The 18,600-nt window shown below is 37.4% G+C and carries 14 protein-coding genes; 1 reads left to right on the top strand and 13 read right to left on the bottom strand.

The genetic code is table 11. From position 1 onward, the window contains the following. Positions 1-244: 244 nt before the first annotated feature. Positions 245-1,906 (top strand): FAD-dependent oxidoreductase, encoded by a 1,662-nt coding sequence (locus tag BUF13_RS17730; RefSeq protein WP_073573146.1) that lies wholly within the window; start codon positions 245-247, stop codon positions 1,904-1,906. Between the two features lie 40 nt (positions 1,907-1,946). Here the strand turns inward: BUF13_RS17730 and rffA are convergent, their stop codons facing one another. The 13 genes from rffA to BUF13_RS17665 form a co-directional block, all read right to left on the bottom strand. After that, positions 1,947-3,086: a dTDP-4-amino-4,6-dideoxygalactose transaminase gene (rffA, locus tag BUF13_RS17725; protein ID WP_073573145.1), complete on the bottom strand. Its 1,140-nt coding sequence runs from the start codon at positions 3,084-3,086 to the stop codon at positions 1,947-1,949. A 29-nt stretch (positions 3,087-3,115) separates the two neighbouring features. Beyond that, the gene (locus tag BUF13_RS17720) at positions 3,116-4,045 is read right to left on the bottom strand and encodes a glycosyltransferase family 2 protein (protein WP_134204549.1); all 930 of its coding nucleotides are present in this window, start codon (positions 4,043-4,045) and stop codon (positions 3,116-3,118) included. Continuing rightward, positions 4,042-4,710 carry a GNAT family N-acetyltransferase gene (locus BUF13_RS17715; protein ID WP_073573143.1) on the bottom strand — a complete coding sequence of 223 codons (669 nt, stop codon included), beginning with the start codon at positions 4,708-4,710 and terminating at the stop codon, positions 4,042-4,044. The genes BUF13_RS17720 and BUF13_RS17715 overlap by 4 nt, the downstream gene beginning before the upstream one ends. Positions 4,711-4,756: 46 nt before the next feature. Continuing rightward, positions 4,757-5,533 (bottom strand): ABC transporter permease, encoded by a 777-nt coding sequence (locus BUF13_RS17710; RefSeq protein WP_073573142.1) that lies wholly within the window; start codon positions 5,531-5,533, stop codon positions 4,757-4,759. 164 nt (positions 5,534-5,697) lie between these two features. After that, the gene (locus BUF13_RS17705) at positions 5,698-6,519 is read right to left on the bottom strand and encodes a glycosyltransferase family 2 protein (RefSeq protein WP_073573141.1); all 822 of its coding nucleotides are present in this window, start codon (positions 6,517-6,519) and stop codon (positions 5,698-5,700) included. 280 nt (positions 6,520-6,799) lie between these two features. After that, positions 6,800-7,306 (bottom strand): winged helix-turn-helix domain-containing protein, encoded by a 507-nt coding sequence (locus tag BUF13_RS17700; RefSeq protein ID WP_073573140.1) that lies wholly within the window; start codon positions 7,304-7,306, stop codon positions 6,800-6,802. A 151-nt stretch (positions 7,307-7,457) separates the two neighbouring features. Beyond that, complete coding sequence (locus BUF13_RS20555; protein WP_134204547.1) at positions 7,458-7,934, bottom strand: hypothetical protein; 477 nt, start codon at positions 7,932-7,934, stop codon at positions 7,458-7,460. 695 nt (positions 7,935-8,629) lie between these two features. Then, a complete protein-coding gene (locus BUF13_RS20760) occupies positions 8,630-9,262 on the bottom strand; it encodes a hypothetical protein (protein WP_139243100.1) in 633 nt (210 codons plus the stop codon). Between the two features lie 911 nt (positions 9,263-10,173). Continuing rightward, positions 10,174-11,685 (bottom strand): hypothetical protein, encoded by a 1,512-nt coding sequence (locus BUF13_RS17685; protein ID WP_073573137.1) that lies wholly within the window; start codon positions 11,683-11,685, stop codon positions 10,174-10,176. Positions 11,686-12,149: 464 nt separating this feature from the next. Continuing rightward, positions 12,150-13,580 (bottom strand): TolC family protein, encoded by a 1,431-nt coding sequence (locus BUF13_RS17680; RefSeq protein ID WP_073573136.1) that lies wholly within the window; start codon positions 13,578-13,580, stop codon positions 12,150-12,152. Further along, complete coding sequence (locus tag BUF13_RS17675) at positions 13,573-16,728, bottom strand: efflux RND transporter permease subunit (protein WP_073573135.1); 3,156 nt, start codon at positions 16,726-16,728, stop codon at positions 13,573-13,575. The genes BUF13_RS17680 and BUF13_RS17675 overlap by 8 nt, the downstream gene beginning before the upstream one ends. A 24-nt stretch (positions 16,729-16,752) precedes the next feature. Next, positions 16,753-17,838, bottom strand: a complete 1,086-nt coding sequence (locus BUF13_RS17670) for an efflux RND transporter periplasmic adaptor subunit (RefSeq protein ID WP_073573134.1) — start codon at positions 17,836-17,838, stop codon at positions 16,753-16,755. A 148-nt stretch (positions 17,839-17,986) separates the two neighbouring features. After that, entirely contained in the window at positions 17,987-18,409 is a 423-nt protein-coding gene (locus tag BUF13_RS17665; RefSeq protein ID WP_073573133.1) for a hypothetical protein, read from the bottom strand. Positions 18,410-18,600 lie beyond the last annotated feature (191 nt).

Here is an 18,600-nt window from a genome sequence, read left to right as displayed (position 1 = left end):
TATTTAGATTATTTCTTAATAATAATTCAAGCCATTGTTTATCAGTTATTTGGAAAACATTTTAATAGCTCTAGCAATTAAAAAATGGATGAATTGGCCCAAAAGCTCACTATTTGATTGATTACCAGAGAGAAAAAATTCAATTCTTGGACCATAGAGGTCTCTCAAAAGTGGGATATTTTTTATCTTACTATTTTAAATAATCTTTTCAACACACTCATTTTGAGACAATAAACCCCATACCATGATTTTAAAGACGCTTTTTGGAGGCATCCTATTTTCAATTTTCTCCATTTTTCAAACCTCAGCACAATCCTATGACATCGTAATTTATGGAGGAACATCTGCCGGAGTAGCTGCGGCAATTCAGGCATCCCGAATGAATAAATCAGTACTCTTGATCGAGCCAAGCTATAGGTTGGGTGGATTAACCACTGGCGGTTTAGGGGCAACAGATATTGGAAACAAGCAAGCCATCGGAGGAATAGCGCGGGAATTCTACCAGCAGATCAAGGAGTACTATGCTCAAGATGAGAATTGGAAATGGGAAAAAAGGGAGGAATATATGACTGGGAGGCAGGCCCGAAATAAAGAAGGTGAAGATGCTATGTGGACCTTTGAGCCTTCTGCAGCTCTACAGGTTTATTTACAGATGTTGGCTAAGGAAAAAGTAGAAATTCTCTTTGGAGAAAGACTCCTCAGAAGTAGCGCTGGGGTGAAAAAATCAGATGGCGTAATCCAAGCTATCACGATGGAAAGCGGGAAAACATTTTCGGGAAGGATGTTTATGGATGCAACATACGAGGGTGATTTATTGGCTACTGCAGGGGTAAGTTATACAGTTGGAAGAGAAGGAAATGAGCAATACAAAGAGTCTTTAAATGGGGTTCAGGCAAATTTTTACAGTCCCACTTTAGGGGATAAGGTATCTCACAATGCCATCAACCATAATTTCGTGGCCCGAGTTGATCCTTACGTAGAAAAAGGAAACCCTGAAAGTGGTCTTCTTCCAAATATTAGCCATCAAGGACCGGGAATAGATGGAGAAGGAGACAACAAAGTTCAAGCATATTGCTTTAGGATGTGTTTGACAGATCACCCAGAAAATCGAATTCCTTTCCATAAACCTGAAGGGTATGATGAAAAAAATTATGAACTGTTGATCAGGAATTACGAGGCAGGTGAAAAGACTTTACCATGGATCAATTCAGCAATGCCGAATCGAAAAACAGATACAAATAATCGATTAGGCTTCTCAACAGACTTCATCGGCCAAAACTATGATTATCCTGAAGCTAGTTATGAAGAACGAGAGAAAATAGTCGAAGCCCATCGAAACTACCAACAAGGTTTGATGTGGACCTTGGCCTATCATCCCCGAATGCCACAATGGGTCAGGGATGTTTATTCAAAATGGGGAATGAGTAAGGATGAGTTTGAAAGAGGGGACGGCTGGCAAAACCAATTATACATCCGTGAGGCAAGAAGAATGATTAGTGATTTGGTGATGACTCAATACCACTGTGAAGGTTTGGAAAAAGTGGATGATGGGATTGGGTTGGCCGCCTATGGAATGGACTCTCACCACATCCAACGCTATGTAGATGCCAACGGCTATGTTCAAAATGAAGGGAATGTGGAAGCGAGGGTTGAAGGTCCCTACCCTATCAGCTATAGAGCCATTATTCCTAAAAAATCTGAGGCCAAAAACCTATTAGTCCCTGTATGTGTCAGTGCCAGCCATATTGCCTTCGGTTCCATACGGATGGAACCGGTTTTCATGGTTTTGGGTCAATCAGCAGCTATCGCAGCTTCCCTTTCCATAGATGAAGAAATAGCTGTACAGGATTTATCCTATGAAAAATTAAAATCTGTTTTATTGACCAATAAGCAAAGGTTGGAGTAATTAAGATTCTTGTGGGAGAATCAACCTAGATAAAATTCATTCAATTACCCAACAATTCGGGTAACTCATAAAATAATGGGAGTCGAAGGAGGGTTCCTGAAAAGCGATCTGCGTTTGGTAGTTTCCTTTGATATTGATCTGGGAAATATCGCTTTGAAAAATCGGATTTGTGAAGGCTTTGATAGTGAAAAACAGCCATAATTCCGCTTTCATCCAGCTTTTGAATATAAGCTTTCCGGCTACTTTCATTTTCAAATAAAAGGTAAAAAAGATGTGAATTTGCTTGATTGTTTAGACTCATGACCTGAAAATCAAAAACAAGCAAGTTTTCTAAATAAGCAATTGGTAATATCGAATCTCTGGTTGATTGGGACTGAAAAAAATTAAAATAGGAAAGCCAAATGGCTTCCCTTCTAGTTTGGATCTTCTCCAAACTTTCCAATTGTGCAAAAAGGTAGGCGGCATTGAGTTCGGATGGTAAAAAGGAACTTCCTAAATCTACCCAGGTGTATTTACCCACTTCACCCTTTAGGAAGGACGATCTGTTTGTACCTTTTTCCCAAATGATTTCAGCTCTATTTACAAGCTTCAAATCATTCACCACTAGCATCCCTCCTTCACCGCATTGGATATTCTTGGTTTCATGAAAACTAAAACATGCCATATGCCCCCAAGATCCCAAAGGTCTTTCCAAGTAATAACTATCAATTGCTTGGGCTGCATCTTCTATCACCATCAAACCATATTGATTAGCCAAGGCTGAAATCCTTTCCATTTCACAGGGATATCCACCATAGTGAACAGCTACGATCGCTTTGGTCTTTGGGGTAATCAACTCTTCGAGCAAGTCCACATCCATATTTGGATAATCTTCCTGACTATCTACAAAGACAATTTTGGCCCCTCTTAGTGCGAATGCATTCGCAGTAGAAACAAAAGTAAAACTGGGAACTATTACTTCATCTCCCTCTTGAATATCCAAAAGGATAGCCGCCATTTCAAGAGCATCTGTGCAGGAGGAAGTCAAAAAACATCTCCCAAACTGATACTTCTCCTGAAAGTATTGCTGGCATTTTTGGGTATAATATCCATTACCCGAAAGATGTCCTCTTTGAATGGCATCTTCAATATAGCTCAGCTCTAGCCCTGTTTGAAATGGCTTATTAAATGGGATTTTCAAATTCTAAATGTCCTGATTTCAGGTATTGCTTAGAATGATCCTGTTTTCTTTTCGATAATATAGATTGGCCTTCCTTTCACTCCTTCGAAGGTCTTTCCAACATATAGTCCGACCATTCCTAAGGTTATTAATACGATTCCTGTCAATACCCAAATGGAAATAATCAAGGAGGCATAGCCAGCGACAATGATAGTTCCTGTCAAATATTTATAAAGTGTAAAAATTGCAAACAGGAATCCTGAAAAGGCTATTATCAAACCTAACTTGACGGTCAGCCGGACCGGTTTATCACTATATGCTAGCATAATATCCAAACCTAAATCCAACAACTTTCCTAAACTGTAGCTGCTATTTCTTTCCCCATTCGCTCCATGTTCAACATGTATGGTTGTTTGACGAAAACCAACCCATTTGACCATAGTAGGAAAAAAACGAATAGACTCTCTCATTCCAATAATTTCATTAATCACATTACGATGATAAATCCCAAAGTTGGCGATTCTTTCATCTTGCTTCGATCCAGTCAACCAAGCCAGAGTCCTATAAAAGACCTTCGAGCTAAGCTTTTTGAAAAAGCCATCCTTTCGATTTTCTCGCAATGCCAAGACCACATCAAAGCCTTCTAGAGCTTTCATGTAAAGGTTGGGAATCTCCTCTGGTTTATCTTGCAGGTCACAATCCATTACAATTACCCACTCCCCTTTGGAGTGATCTAATCCAGCAGTAATCGCATAGTGCTGTCCAAAATTCCTCGAAAGTTTAATTCCTTTTACAAAATCATATTTCAAGGATAGATTTTCTATTTCAGTCCATGAACCATCTGGACTAGCGTCTTCTACCAAGATCAATTCAAAAGATTTTCCAAAAGGCCTAAGAGTCATTGCCACTCTTTCACATAGTTTTTGAAGAACATGCTCTCCCATATAAACTGGAGATACTATAGAAATGTGAGTACTCAAGAGAAATTTGGGTTCCAATAATGATAAATATATACCCTATCCACCTCCTGAAAACCCAAGGAAGAGTAAAGTCCCAAGGCTTGCCGATTGAGCTCTTGAGTAGCAACTTTCAATGCCTTGATTCCTTTTTCATTTGTAAAAAAGATTGCTGCATTTAGAAGTTTCCTACCCCAACCTTTCCCTTGATGTTCTTTTGAAACAGCTAAAAGACCAATATTTCCTACTTCATTTTCAAAAGATAGTGTCAGCATTCCTTCTAAATAAGGAGTGATGTATACATGTTTGTGCTTAATGGCCTCTGAGATCCAAGTTTTATAGAGTTTCCTAAACTCTCCATTGGACAATCTTGAATCCCTGCGGAATCGTGAATAAATACCACTTTCATAGGCTAAAGACTCCAAATCTGAATCCAATTCCATCGATGGATAAGTTCCAATATTAGTGGACTTAACAGGTGAGTTTACCTTCTTTTCTAGGGTTATTTTGATATCCACAAATTGAATAGATGAATCCTGAATTTGTAATTTTTCCTTTGAAAAAATATATGTCAGTTGATAAGGATTTGATTTCTTTAGAAACTCAGATTCATCCCATTTCTGATCTATACCCCAATTACTAACAGGATACCCAAACAACTCAGAATCAAAAGGTAAAGGGTTATTCAAGTGGAAAATAGTTCAGTAAAAACCAAAAGATGAGATTAAAAGCCTTTTAGGCTACATCTGCAAAAATCCGTTCCATTCTTCGGAAATAAAGCATTCCAAAAACAAAGAAAATAACTGCTACTATACTTCCAGGCCAAATCCAATCCCAAGGCATGGGTCTATTTAAAAATGCGGCTCTGAAACCTTCAATAACTCCCACCATTGGGTTTAAAATGTAAATATTCAGGTATTTTTCAGGAACGGCTTGTGTACTGTAAACAACCGGTGCTGCATATAAAAGCAGCTGTACCAAAAAAGTGAGTGCATGTTTGACATCTCTGTATTTGACTGCCAAGGCTGACAAAAACATACCGATTCCCAGGCTGCACATCAACAATTGAATGATCAATAAAGGCAAAAACACGATCCCCCAACCAGGCATCTGTTTGAAATAAATCAACAATCCTATCACCACTACAAATGCAATGATAAAATCCAATAGTTTTGAAAGAATAGCAGACAGTGGCAAAACCATTCTAGGAAAATACACCTTGGTAATCATATTGGCATTTTGAATCAGTGAATTGGCTGACTCAGTAAGTGTACCTGAAAAATAATTCCAAGGCCACAAAGCCAAATAGGAAAACAAAAGATAAGGCATCCCATCTGAATCAACCTTAGCTAATCCTCCAAAAACCAAAGTGAAAACTAGGGTAGTAAATAAAGGCTGAATAATTGCCCAGGAAACTCCTAGAATGGACTGGGCATAGCGGGCTTTGATCCCACGTAAAGTCAGAAAATAAAGGAGGTCTTTATACCTCCACAATTCCTGGAAATCTACCATTTTCCATCCTGAGGATGGCTCAATTACTTTGTAGTGTTTAGATTCTTGTGTTGTTGCCAACTTGGATTATGATTTTAGTATTTTTTTTTGCCGGAGGAAGCCTTGTAAAAGTCTTCCATATTTCAACCTAGCTTTCCCTAAATAGAGGAACCTAACAAAGGTATTTATGATAGTTTGAGTCTATTATAGACTAAAAAATAAAATTTATTCAAAGGAACCTTAAAATCTGGTCTGTGATATTTCAACATTTTCCCAGTACAAACAGTGTAATAATGCTTCCTGATAAATGTATATTTCCCGTTTTCTTTTAAAAACTCCCTTACCTTATTCCTAAATTGAAAATAAGTATCTCTTTTTTTCAAAAGATTATTTTTTGAATTAGTGATGGAGTTTTTCTGTGGAAATTTATGAACCAAAACAGGATCTGAAAATTTTACATCTTCATTTATTTTAAGAAGTTCAAACATTAAATGGTATTCCTGAACATTCAATAAACTCTCATCCCAACCGCCAACTTTTTGAACCCAATGCGAATTCCACAAATTTGAACTGGTATTTCCTAGACGTGTAGCAAGTAATCCTGCCCAGACATCTTTGAAGATGGCAATTTCCTTGCCTTCACTATCAAATTTCCCAACAATAAACGGAACATCTGGGCTTGCTTTTTGCAATTGAGAGCCAATTTTCCCTGCAAGTAATTCATCGTCTGCATCCATGAATTGAATCCAAGGATAGTTAGACTTTTTTAACCCTAAATTCCTTGAAGCAGGTGCACCTTTATTTTCACCATTTGGATGTTGAAAAACGCATATTATAGAATTTTTTTGAGCCAATTTTTGACAAAGTTCGAGGCTGCCGTCTCTACTTCCATCATCTATTAAAATAACCTCAGAGATTTCTGGTTGAATCAGAAGCGAATCTACTGCCCTTTCTAGGGTTTCAATAGCATTAAAAACTGGAACTATTGCTGAAACCTTCATATCCATTTAAAAATTATTTGGCAAAAAGCGTTTTGAAACAATATTCATCTTCATTGAAAAAAACATGAATGAAAGAAAACCTAAAGTACTCTTTTATCTCAAAAAGAAAAACTAAATCTTCTTTTTATAACTCTAACTTAACATGTGAGATTTGGCTTTAATGATTAACCACTTGAGGTTTCTTGTTTGCCAAATATTCATAGGAATTTAGAATGTTTTTCATCTATAAAAACGGAAAAACCATAAAAAACTAGATTCTAAAATTGTTTATCCCTATATCCCAATTTCAAGCACCAAAAACCAAAATACCTGAAATTGTACCTGGGTCTTCTTCTAAGATGGATACCTGTACCTTTCTATTGACTTTCTCGAATGTCTTGTTTTTGATGAACTCCAAATATTGGGTATCCAAATCTTTCCCTATTAAAATCATTTCAACTGTACCAGAGTCAATTCCATTTGCATAATCACCAATGATATATGCTTTTTCTACATCTCCCATTCGTTTTACAATTCTTTCCATCAGATCATCAAGACCCAAAAATTTAGAAACCATATTTTTGATTTCTGTGAAAAACGGGTGCTGAGAATTGGCTTTATACACTTTTGTTTTACCCTCTTCTTCTGATACGAGAAGACCTGCTTCTGTTAGCCGGTTCAATTCAACTCTTACCGAATTTGTAGATTCATCAAAATCTTTGGCTAAAGAGCGTAGATAACCCGAATTCTGATGAGAGAAGAATTTTAATAAAAGCTTAACTCTGGTTTTTGATGTGACGAGAGATTCTAACAAGGTGTTGATTTAAAAATCTAAAAATTGGGAGAACAGTAATTTAAAAGCTTCGCCCTTTCACTCCCATAGAAGCTAGCCTCGGATGAGTAAAAAAATTACTCAGTAGCAAATTAAGGTGATTTGACATATTTCAAAAGAACATGAAACGTTTTTAAAAAAAGTATCCTGAATAACTAAAATGGAATAAATAGTAGATTCCAGAAAGGACTTGAATAAAAAAGACCATACAAACAAGATTCTTTTTTATAAATCTGGACAGACTCTTTTTTTCTTCATCTTTCCAAATCACCAATACATGCTTGATCATAACTAATAAAAATAAAAAAAACGCCACTGGTATTTGCCAATAAAAATTCCCATGCAAGTAGCCAGGCCCAGTTTCTGAGTATGAAAAAAATACAATCATAGAAAATAAGAACACAAAAGCTGAAAGTTGAAAGTCCTTTTGAGTTTTCAATTTCTGCCAATAAAAAACCATAATAAGCATTGGCAAAAGGAAGCTACTTAACAAATCCCAACCTAAATTTTCTGAAAACTCTAACCAAACCCCCAGGGGATCTATCCTCACTCCACCTTTTGAATTGAAATTATAAAAGATGCTTGAAGGGGCACTTCCTTCAAAAATCAATATTTTACTCAACCATAATAATAACAAAATAAAGGTCACGTAAGCAATCAGAACTCTCCATGTTCTGGTTGAATATTTCTCAATTGCCAATGCTGTCAGAATGCCAGGAACATATCCAAACAAATAGCTAGGCTTGATCAATAAAATAATAACTGAGTAAATAACTATTGCCCAAATACTCGAACTCTCTCCTTTTAAATAATCAAGTGTATTGGTGAAAAGTAAAAAACAAAATGGCCACATGAGGACAGAACTTCCATTATGCCAAACATTTGGAGAAAATTTACCCAAAAAAAAACTTTTCTCAATCCATGGTATAGTGACTGGAAATAAAAATAGAAATGCAACCGGAAGCCAAGGAAGCAATGCTTCTACCCTTCCTTTTTGATCGAAATATTTATACGTCAAAATATACTTCCAACCCCAACCTAGAATCACAATAATGAGCAATCCTATTTCAAAACTTTTTTCAATTGGTAATACCCAACCAAAAAAACCAAAAGCCGCATAATATAAAGGGGGATACGGGAATTTCTCATTCTCTAAATAGAAATTAAGGATATCGATATGGGCAGGAAAATCTGAAAATATTCTCCCTGAAATCATCCAAAACCCCAATAATCCATTAATCCCACAAATCAGAAACAAAGAGTACCAAAAGGATTTGGGTAACTTTTTTATGTCCCAATTGATATTCATCGCACCTTTAAAAAATTGAGAATTCGCAAATTTTCTAATTCAAACTCAGATTTGACTTCATATTTTGAACCTAAGCGCTGAATATAATCTGGAAATACCAATGGTTCAGGAAACTGAAAAGCTATCAAACTATAGGATTCTAATTCATTTAAATTTTCAAAACCTCTAAGCTCAAATGCTTTTCTTTGAAAAGGGCTATTGGATATCCAGCCATAAGTTAGAGCTGGCACAGGCTCTAATTTATTGAATGATTCCATATAATTATATTCAAAAAACCCTTCCAAAAACAAAGGTGAATTCTCTTCTTTCTTTTCAAATAAAAAATAAAACTCCTTGTTAATCTTCTCTCTTCCTAAAGCTTCTTTCCAAAAATTAAAAGCATGTATACCCAGAAAGGTCCATAATACTAAAACACTTGGTATTATGAATTTTGAAGGTTTTTCTGTTTCTGGCTTTTTCAAGATGGGAAACAAAAAAACTAGAAAAAACAGGAGATTAACTCTCCCTAATAAGAGGTTATAATGGTTAAAAATCAAATAGAAAATCAGCCAAACCACCAAATAGAGGAGCTTTCTATCGAGTTTCCATGAACTTCTTATCACACCAAAAAAGAGAATCAAAATCATCATTGATTTGAAAAGTTCTGTCAATTGGACTCTAATAATTCTCTGCAAACCATTTTTCAACTCTTTCCAGGTGTACAATTGTTTATCGAGTTCAATCTTTTTTGATTTAAGTCTTTCTATATCAATTGGGAGTTCTTCAAACATCCATCTCCCATAATAAAACCAATCACTTTCTCTACTTATCTCTTCATTTCTGATACTTTCAACAAATACGGGATGATCAATCACTCCAGCCCTTGCTTTATTGAAAGCCAAAAAATCTTGCTCAACAAATCTTTGTTCATAATCTAATTTCAACCCCAAAAGGGTTAGAAATATGGCTACAACAAGCAATAGATTCTGAAAAAGTACTTTTCTATTATCAATGGAGAAAATAAAAGAACTCCAAACCCAACCAATCATCACTAAAGCAACAGATTCCCATCTAATCATTACCCCTGTAACTATAAGAATAATCGAAATTCCTTTTTCAAGATAATTTCTCCTATTACCAGATAAGCAATACATACCTGAATAGCCAGCCAAACCAGCTACTAGTGTAAACTGGGGAAACAAACAAAAATGAAATCCAAGTAAAAAAATGAACGATGCCCAAAATGCTTTCCATTTGGGTGAAGCGATATCACTTAGAATGCGATTTAGTACTAATACAACTGAAATTGAAATAGTTATATACCATGAAAGCCCATACCAATTGAACTGAGGATATGCATCATAAATCTGAGCAAGACTCCAACTTAAATAAGGATGAATGAAAACTGCATAAGTTTCAGAAACTCCAGTATAAGCACCTGAAACTAGCCACATTATTATTACATCATCGTTTGTCTGAAATCTCCAAGGAATTAGAAAAAACAGACATAGGTATACAATTACCGTTAAAGCTAAGACAAGATGATTCCACGAAGGCAATCTCATTTCCATAGAAACTGAATTTTTTCACCTTGATAAAACCCAATATTTTCTGTTTGGTATTTTTCTTTCATACCGAACGGCAATGCTTCCTCTCCCCAATAAATCAATTCATTTGGAAATCCCTTTAATTGAATAATCATTTCCAATTCGGACTTTTCCCAAAAGCCAATTTTCCCCCAATTTTTCATACCAGCAAGATAGGCCATGCCTGGGTTTCTATATGCACAGGCAACTTCATCTTTTTGTGTAGCTCCCCTGAATTCCCGAAGATTTTCCAACAAAGTAACTTGCTCTTCATTTAAAAGTATTGAATTACTTGAACCATACTTCCATTCGTACTTGGCTTCCCATAAAGGTTTCTGCTCAAATGGATTTAGCCAAATTCCATTTAAAACGAGCAGAAATGTTAAAGGCCCAATACTAAATCCAATGAATTTCCTTCCATTTTCCCATATAAGAAATAAGGCCAAAAGCCAGAAAACCAAAAAATGAATCCCTAGCCTGAGCCAATACACATTGCTTCCAAAATGAAGGACGAATGGAAGTACCATTAAAGTAATCAGGATTGAAACATCAGGAGATGAAGTCCTTTTCAAGTCAACTTCAGCCATGACCCAACCCAGCCCAGCAGATATAGCTAGTAAAATTAGATGGTTCCATTCATCGGTAATGTGGGTAAACCATCCAATAATTGCCAAAACTAAAATCCCAAAAGTAAAGATTAGGTTTCGTCCGCTTCGCTGGACAATACTAATTTTCCGACTTGAATAGCAAGTCATAAAAGATAGAAATATCCAAAAAATCCCAACCACAGTACTTTTAATCAATGCAAGTAAACTATAACTGGGCCTGGCAATTGAATTGGTGAGGAAATAGTTTATTCTATTTAAAAACCCATCCTCAAAGAGGAAATAAAAGATCAATTCAAAGCAAAACAAAGTCACAAACAAGCCCAATAGGAACCATAGGTTACCCAACCTGTTTTCCCTCCAAATCAAAAGAATTGAAATGAAAAAAAGTAGAATAGCTGAAGGCAACTTTACATAGCACAATAAGGCTATACTGACTCCTGCCAGAAATAAACGTGAGTACTTTTTTTGAAACAAAAAATAAAGCCACCAACAAGTGCCAATCAACAAAAGCGTATTGTATGACAAACTTGGAGGCAAAAAGGCATATGAACACATCAAGCCAAAAAAAACTACCCATACCAAACTTGAATTAGCTTTTTCTTTCCGGAGCTGATTTGTAAATAAATACAAGGCAAAAACTGAGCTTAGAGTCCCAATCAACCTTATCCATCTTAATCCCTGAATATTAAATTGAATACTGAAAATCTTGTAAACCAATTTTAAAAATAGGTCATATAAAATCGGTCCATTTGAATTGAGTTGATTTGGATCAGCCAATAGCACATACAACCCTTCATCTGAAAAATCAAAGCCTCTTGGGATACCCCAAACAATAATTAGTAGGGTTAATATTGAAAAAATCTGAAGGGTGCGAAGCATGCACACAAATTAGCTAGAGTGTAGTAAAAGAAAAAAATCAACTGAAAAAATCCATCTTGAATTAAACTACAGCCAAAAACAGGCATCTTGCTTAAGTATTATTATTTATTGCTTTCCTACCATTTTGTGGAAAACTTTTTATGAATTACCCTAAAAAATACCCAGTACAGGGTATTTTTTTTTCATTAAGAGGAAGTACCTTTGAAATAGGGTGATTAAGCAGCTTTTCTCATCAATTTTTTCTAGACCATCATTAAGGGATTTTTTCCAACACTTTTTGTTCCCTTAATACTTTATTACCAAAAGTAAAAACCTCCATTCAGAAGATGAATGGAGGTTTTCTTTTTTGAATTCAAAAAAAACCATCCCGCAACGCTGCAGAATGGTTTCCGAAAAAACGAGTCAATCATCACTCAATTAGGATGTAACAAACATCTAACCTTATTTACTTTACTTTCAACTACTTAATTCCATCCACCACCAAGTGCCTGGTACATGTTGACCATGGCATTCATCTGCTGCATCTTGGTTTCGATCAACTCCATTCTAGATTCCAATGCTTCTCTTTGAGTAAGCAAAACTTCCATGTAATCTGCACGAGCAGAACTAAACAAGTTATTGGAAATAGTAATAGATTCTGTCAAGGCTTGTACCTGTTGAGATTTCAGGGCAAAACTCTGCTGAAGGTTTTCAATTTTGGCCAACTGATTCGCTACTTCTACATAGCCGTTCAAAATGGTCTTTTCATACTCATAAACAGCAGCTACTTGCTTGGCATTTGCAGCTTGATAGTTAGCCTTGATTGCATTTCTGTTGACTAATGGTGCTACCATATCACCAGCCAAATTGAAAATCAATGATTCTGGTGTAGTCAACAAATACTTGGCATTGAATGCATTGTACCCAATTCCACCGACAATTCTAAAAGAAGGATAAAACTCAGCCTTTGCAACTTGGATATCCAGCTTAGCAGCTTCTAAGCCCATTTCAGCCTGGCGTATATCTGGTCTGTTAGCTAAAAGTTGAGAAGGAATACCTTCTTTCAACATTTGAGGCATCAAATCAGGAAATGCTGCAGAACTTCTTACAATTGGTTGAGGATATCTACCCAACAAGAAATTGATGCCATTCTCAGTTTCGGTGATTTGCTGACGAACTTCATAAATTCTACTTTGGTTTTTAGCTACTTCCGCTTCAAATCGCTTAACCGCCAATTCGGTAACCTTTGCGGCTTGCTTTTGCATTTTCACCACCTTTAATGCATTCTTTTGGATTTCAATATTCTGGTTTAGAATATCTAATTGATTATCCAAAGCCATTAGCTCAAAGTATGAATTGGCGATTTCAGCGACTAATTTGGTTGTCATGAAATTCTTGCCCTCCACAGTGGACAGGTAATTCATCACAGCTGCTTTCTTGGAGTTTCTCAACTTTTTCCAAACGTCAAGTTCCCAAGAAGCAACAGCTCCGAACATCAAATCCCCTAATGGCTCAGGGAATTCTTTTCCTTCGGTAATTTCATGGCTATGCTCAACTACGCCATTACGTGTATATCTTCCTACTTTATCCATTCCGGCACCTGCCTGAATATTTACAAAAGGAAGGTATTCTCCTTTTCTAGCCTGAATTTCTGTTGAAGTGATAATTACTTCTTGCATCACCTGATTCAACTCCTGGTTTCTTACCAAAGCTGTATCAATCAATGCCTTCAAATTCGGGTCATTGAAGAAATCAGACCAAACGATTTGAGCGGAGTTAGTAGTATCCGTGGATCCCAGAAAAGCATCTGGGACCTCACGGTTTTCCTTTTTAAGAGCTTGAGTAGGTGCACAAGAGTAAAGTGTGGCCGCAACCAACAGGGCTCCGACACCTTGAAATATATGTTTCTTAAGCATGGCGTTCTTCTGTTAGAGGTGCAAAATCTTCATCCTTGATCATCTTTCTTCCATCTGCAATCGTGGCAAATATGTAGTACAATCCAGGGACAATAATTACCCCGAAGACGGTACCGAACAACATACCTCCCAATGCGGATGAACCGATAGTTCTGTTACCAATTGCACCAGGTCCAGTGGCGATTACCAATGGAATCAAACCGGCAATGAAGGCAAATGATGTCATCAAAATAGGTCTGAAACGTACCTTTGCACCTTCGATCGCGGAATCAAGAATACTCAATCCTTCCTGATGCTTTTGCACCGCAAATTCCACAATCAATACGGCGTTTTTACCCAATAGACCGACCAACATGATCAAACCGATCTGGGCATAAATATCATTGGCCAAGCCCATGACTTTCAGCAGTAAGAAGGATCCAAATACCCCCGCAGGCAATGAAGTAACTACCGCCAATGGAATAATGAAACTTTCATACTGTGCTGCCAATACCAGATAAACGAAGATCAATACAACCACGAAGATGTATATCGCCTCATTCCCTCTTCTTGCTTCATCATAGGAAAGACCTTCCCAGGCGATATCATATCCATTTGGCAAAGTAGCCGCAGCCACTTCTTGAATTGCTTTGATAGCATCCCCTGAAGTAAAACCTGGTGCAGGAACCCCTTTGATTGATGAAGATGTATACAAGTTGAAACGAGTGATCTCATTCGGTCCTTGCGTTTTCTCCATTTTCATAAATGAAGAATAAGGAACCATCTCACCCTCTTCATTCTTAATGAACAGATTCAATACATCGCTAGGAAGTTTTCTGTATTCAGGAGCAGCCTGAGTATATACTTTGAAGAAGTTACCGAAACGTATGAAACCTTGCTCATAAGTAGAACCGATCAAAACGTCTAGATTTTCCATTGCTTTCCCGATAGAAACCCCTTTCTGCATCGCAAGCTCATTGTCAATCTTCAATTCATACTGAGGATAATTGGCAGCAAAGAAGGTAAACAGACCAGCTAATTCAGGTCTTTTCTTCAAAGCAGTCATAAACTCAGCATTCACTTGATCAAACTCTTGATAGTCAATGGTTGGGTTTTTATCGATCATTCTCAAAGAGAAACCATCAGAAGAACCGTACCCAGGTACTGCTGGTGGCTCAAAGTATTCGATCACTGCACCCAAGTTGTGAGTTTTTTCTTCCAACTCTTCAATGATTTCATGAACAGAATGCTCACGATCTGACCAATCTTTCAAGTTGATCAAACAGGTACCGGCGTTGGAACCACGACCTTCGGTCAAGATTTCATATCCAGCCAAGGAAGAAACAGATTGAATCCCATCAACCTCTTCTGCAATAGCCTGCAATTGTCTGGAAACTTCATTGGTTCTTTCCAAGGTAGATCCCGGAGGTGTCTGAATGATCGCGTAGATCATACCTTGATCTTCATTCGGGATAAATCCTGTAGGAAGTGTTTCATTCACCGCAACGATACCGAAAGCAAAGGCACCCAAAATAGCCCAAGTAACTACTCTTCTATTCACGATCAATTTCAATAGACCGGTATATTTCCCTGTCAGTCTTTCGAACTTGTCGTTGAACCAGTCAAGGAATTTATCTATTGGGGATTTCTTTCTCTCTTTACCATGGTTGTTTTTCAAAATCATAGCACAAAGCACTGGAGTCAAAGTCAAGGCAACCACACCGGATAGTACAATGGAACTAGCCATTGTAATAGAGAATTGACGATAGAATACCCCAACCGGTCCAGTCATAAAGGCTACCGGAACGAATACTGCGGTCATAATCAAGGTAATCGCGATAATTGCACCAGAAATTTCACCCAATACTTCTTTTACTGCTTTGTAAGGAGATAAGTGTTTGTCATGCATTTTTGCGTGAACTGCTTCCACTACCACAATCGCATCATCGACCACAATACCAATCGCCAATACTAGAGCGAAGAGAGTGATCAGGTTGATCGTAAGTCCAAATATCTGCATGAAGACAAAGGCCCCAATCAAGGATACCGGAACCGCAATGGCCGGAATCAAAGTGGATCTCCAGTCTCCCAAGAATAGGAATACCACCAAAGCCACCAAGACGAACGCTTCAAACAAAGTATGAAGTACTTTATCAATAGATGCATCCACAAACTTGGAAACGTCATAGTTGATCTCATAACTCATACCCGGAGGGAAAGTAGGCTCCATTTCTTTAAGCTTAGCTTTCACATCCTCAATTACTTTACTCGCATTGGAACCAAAGTTCTGCTTCAACACCATGGAAGCAGCAGGGTAACCGTCTTTGTTGGAATAGATATCAAAGAATTCACTACCCAATTCAACCTCTGCGATATCCTTCAATTTTAGAATCTCACCTTCAGCATTCGCTTTGATAATGATATTCTCATATTCTTCTGGCTTATTAAATCGACCCTGATACGTCAATACATATTCTAGAGATTGGGCAGTTTTACCAGATGCTTGTCCCAAACGTCCAGGTCTACCAATCACACTTTGCTCATCGATCGCACTCAATACTTCTTCAGTAGAAATATTGTAAGCTCTCATTCGATCTGGCTTCAACCAAACACGCATTGCGTACTGTCTACTACCCAGAATCTGAGCTCTACCCATACCACTAATACGCTGTAGCTCAGGAAGAATATTCACCTTCGCATAGTTGTACAAGAACTTCTCATCTGCATTTTTATCCTTACTGAACAAGTTCACATACATTAACATACTTGGCTGGATCGGAGTGATAATTACCCCTTCTCTCTGTACCAATGGAGGCAGGTTATTCATGACCTGATCGACCCTAGTCTTTACGTTTACAACAGCTGCGTTCGGATCAGTACCAGGTTCAAAAATGATCTGGATTGTAGCTTCACCGGCACTGGTAGCATCAGAAATAATGTATTGCATTCCCTGCACACCATTGATGGCACGCTCCAAAGGAATCAATGTTGATTTCACCAAAACATCGGCACTGGAACCCGGGAAGGCAATAAAGATATTGACGCGGGGAGGTGCGATCTGCGGAAACTGAGAAACTGGACGGGTATTGATCGCCAGAAATCCCAGAAATACGATAGCTAATGAGATAGCTATGGCCAATACTGGCCGTTGTATGAATTTCTTAAACATCTTACTGTGATTTAAAGGTTGACCTTATTCAGCATGTAAGCCGTTTAGTTCACTCATCACTTCATCGTGACCAACTACTTCGAATTCAATTTTCTGTCCATTGACAACTTTTCGAAGACCTTCGATCAAGATTTTATCATTTGTATCCAATCCAGAGCTAACTAGATATAAGTGAGGCAATTCAGCCGCAATTGTAATTTCTCTTGATTCTAATACTCCCTCCTCAGTAACAACGAATACGAATTTCTTATCCAAAACTTCGAATGTTGCTTTTTGAGGAATCAATAGAGCTCCTGGGAAGTGGACAGGCAATTGAATATTCCCTGTTTCCCCATGTCTTAGGATTCCTTTTTTATTTGGGAAAGTTGCTCTAAATGCGATGTTACCTGTTTCATTATTGAAATCAGATTCGATTGTGGTGATAATACCTGGAGTATCAAATGGTTTTTGATTGGCCATATGAAGGTAAACTTCCGGAAGGCTATCCAGAGAGGTAGTAGAAACGAAGTCCAGATACTGTGCTTCAGGAACATTGAAATAAACCCACATATCTGAGTTGTCAGAAAGGGTCGCCAATAGCTCGCCTTCATCCAACAAACTTCCCAATCGTACATGGAACCTACCCATAATACCATCAAAAGGTGCTCTGATTTCGGTAAAGCCCAAATGCGCTTGAGCCAATGATAATTCTGCGTTTGCTTTGTCCAACTGAGCTTTTGCGAGTGCCAACTCATTGGAAGACACGATATTGCTATCCGCTAGACTTTTTGTGTTCAAATATTCAATTTCTGCAAAGCTTGCTTCAGCTTTTGCTTTTTGCATTTCTGCCTCATAGATCAAAGGCATAATTCTAAACATGAGCTGACCCTTTTTGACATGTTGACCTTCATCTACAAATACATTTTGAAGGTAACCTCTCTCCAAGGCTCTTAACTCGATGTGTTGAATTGAGTGAATTTGACTGACGTATTCTTCGTATACGATCGTATCCTTTTCAACAGGATTTGTAACAAGGTAGGTTGATTCGTGTTCTACTTGTTCGTGTTTTGCTCCACAGCTAGCCAATGCAAATACCACGGCATAGCCTGCGAGAATGATGATTTTCCTCATAATCGGATTTAAATTTTTCTAAACTCAGGGATTAGGAATGACGAATACCAATCGATTCGCCAATAGGTTATTGGGCTGAAATTCTAATAAATAATGGGTGACAAGAGGGTATACTCCTCCCCTTGCATGCGAGAATCAGCAAAAAAGCCTAAATGATAAAAACTTGCTTTAGGATGTAAAGCGGTGTTGAGTAATTTAAGAATACCGGCAAGTCAAAATAGCTCTTTGACTTTGGCATTAAATCTCCCCATAATTCTGAAATCCAATCAATAGTGATGGACACAAAATCAACAGGAAGTCTCTTAATCGTGATAAAGTCCCTTTCCTTCTCTTCTTCTACTTCCCAAAAAGTGTCTTGCTGGGGTGTGTAGTAAGTTTTTACATGGGATTGGACAAGATCTGAAGAATGATAATCCAAGAGGGCATGTTCAAGCGAATGTGGATGAAGAACATCAATACTTTCCACTGCATCTTCAGAACTTGACATAGCCTGAGCGGAAGTGAACAATGTCACTCCGACAGTTAGGCAAAGCCAAGAAGTAAAAATTCTGAAAAACAGATTTTTGAACATGGGCTCAAATGTAGAGTGATTTTTATTTCAAAAAAAAATTTTCAACCAATTATTTTCATATACGTCAGAAGATTTTAAAAAAATTAGCATTCACCTATCAAAACAATCCTCTTAAGTAATATTTATCACATGAAACTCTTTCATTTTGACCTAGGGAAAAATATTATTCCAAACTATTAACATAAAAGCAT

Source organism: Algoriphagus zhangzhouensis, assembly GCF_900148515.1.
Lineage (GTDB): Bacteria > Bacteroidota > Bacteroidia > Cytophagales > Cyclobacteriaceae > Algoriphagus > Algoriphagus zhangzhouensis.
This window is presented reverse-complemented; position numbering and strand designations above follow the sequence as displayed.

Bases quoted from the DNA above. Each gene is read 5' to 3' on its own strand.
- BUF13_RS17730 (WP_073573146.1), top strand. From the start codon at position 245: ATGATTTTAAAGACGCTTTTTGGAGGCATCCTATTTTCAATTTTCTCC.
- BUF13_RS17710 (WP_073573142.1), bottom strand. From the start codon at position 5,533: ATGGTAGATTTCCAGGAATTGTGGAGGTATAAAGACCTCCTTTATTTT.
- BUF13_RS17705 (WP_073573141.1), bottom strand. From the start codon at position 6,519: ATGGATATGAAGGTTTCAGCAATAGTTCCAGTTTTTAATGCTATTGAA.
- BUF13_RS20760 (WP_139243100.1), bottom strand. From the start codon at position 9,262: ATGATGATTTTGATTCTCTTTTTTGGTGTGATAAGAAGTTCATGGAAA.
- BUF13_RS17685 (WP_073573137.1), bottom strand. From the start codon at position 11,685: ATGCTTCGCACCCTTCAGATTTTTTCAATATTAACCCTACTAATTATT.
- BUF13_RS17680 (WP_073573136.1), bottom strand. From the start codon at position 13,580: ATGCTTAAGAAACATATATTTCAAGGTGTCGGAGCCCTGTTGGTTGCG.
- BUF13_RS17675 (WP_073573135.1), bottom strand. From the start codon at position 16,728: ATGTTTAAGAAATTCATACAACGGCCAGTATTGGCCATAGCTATCTCA.
- BUF13_RS17670 (WP_073573134.1), bottom strand. From the start codon at position 17,838: ATGAGGAAAATCATCATTCTCGCAGGCTATGCCGTGGTATTTGCATTG.
- BUF13_RS17665 (WP_073573133.1), bottom strand. From the start codon at position 18,409: ATGTTCAAAAATCTGTTTTTCAGAATTTTTACTTCTTGGCTTTGCCTA.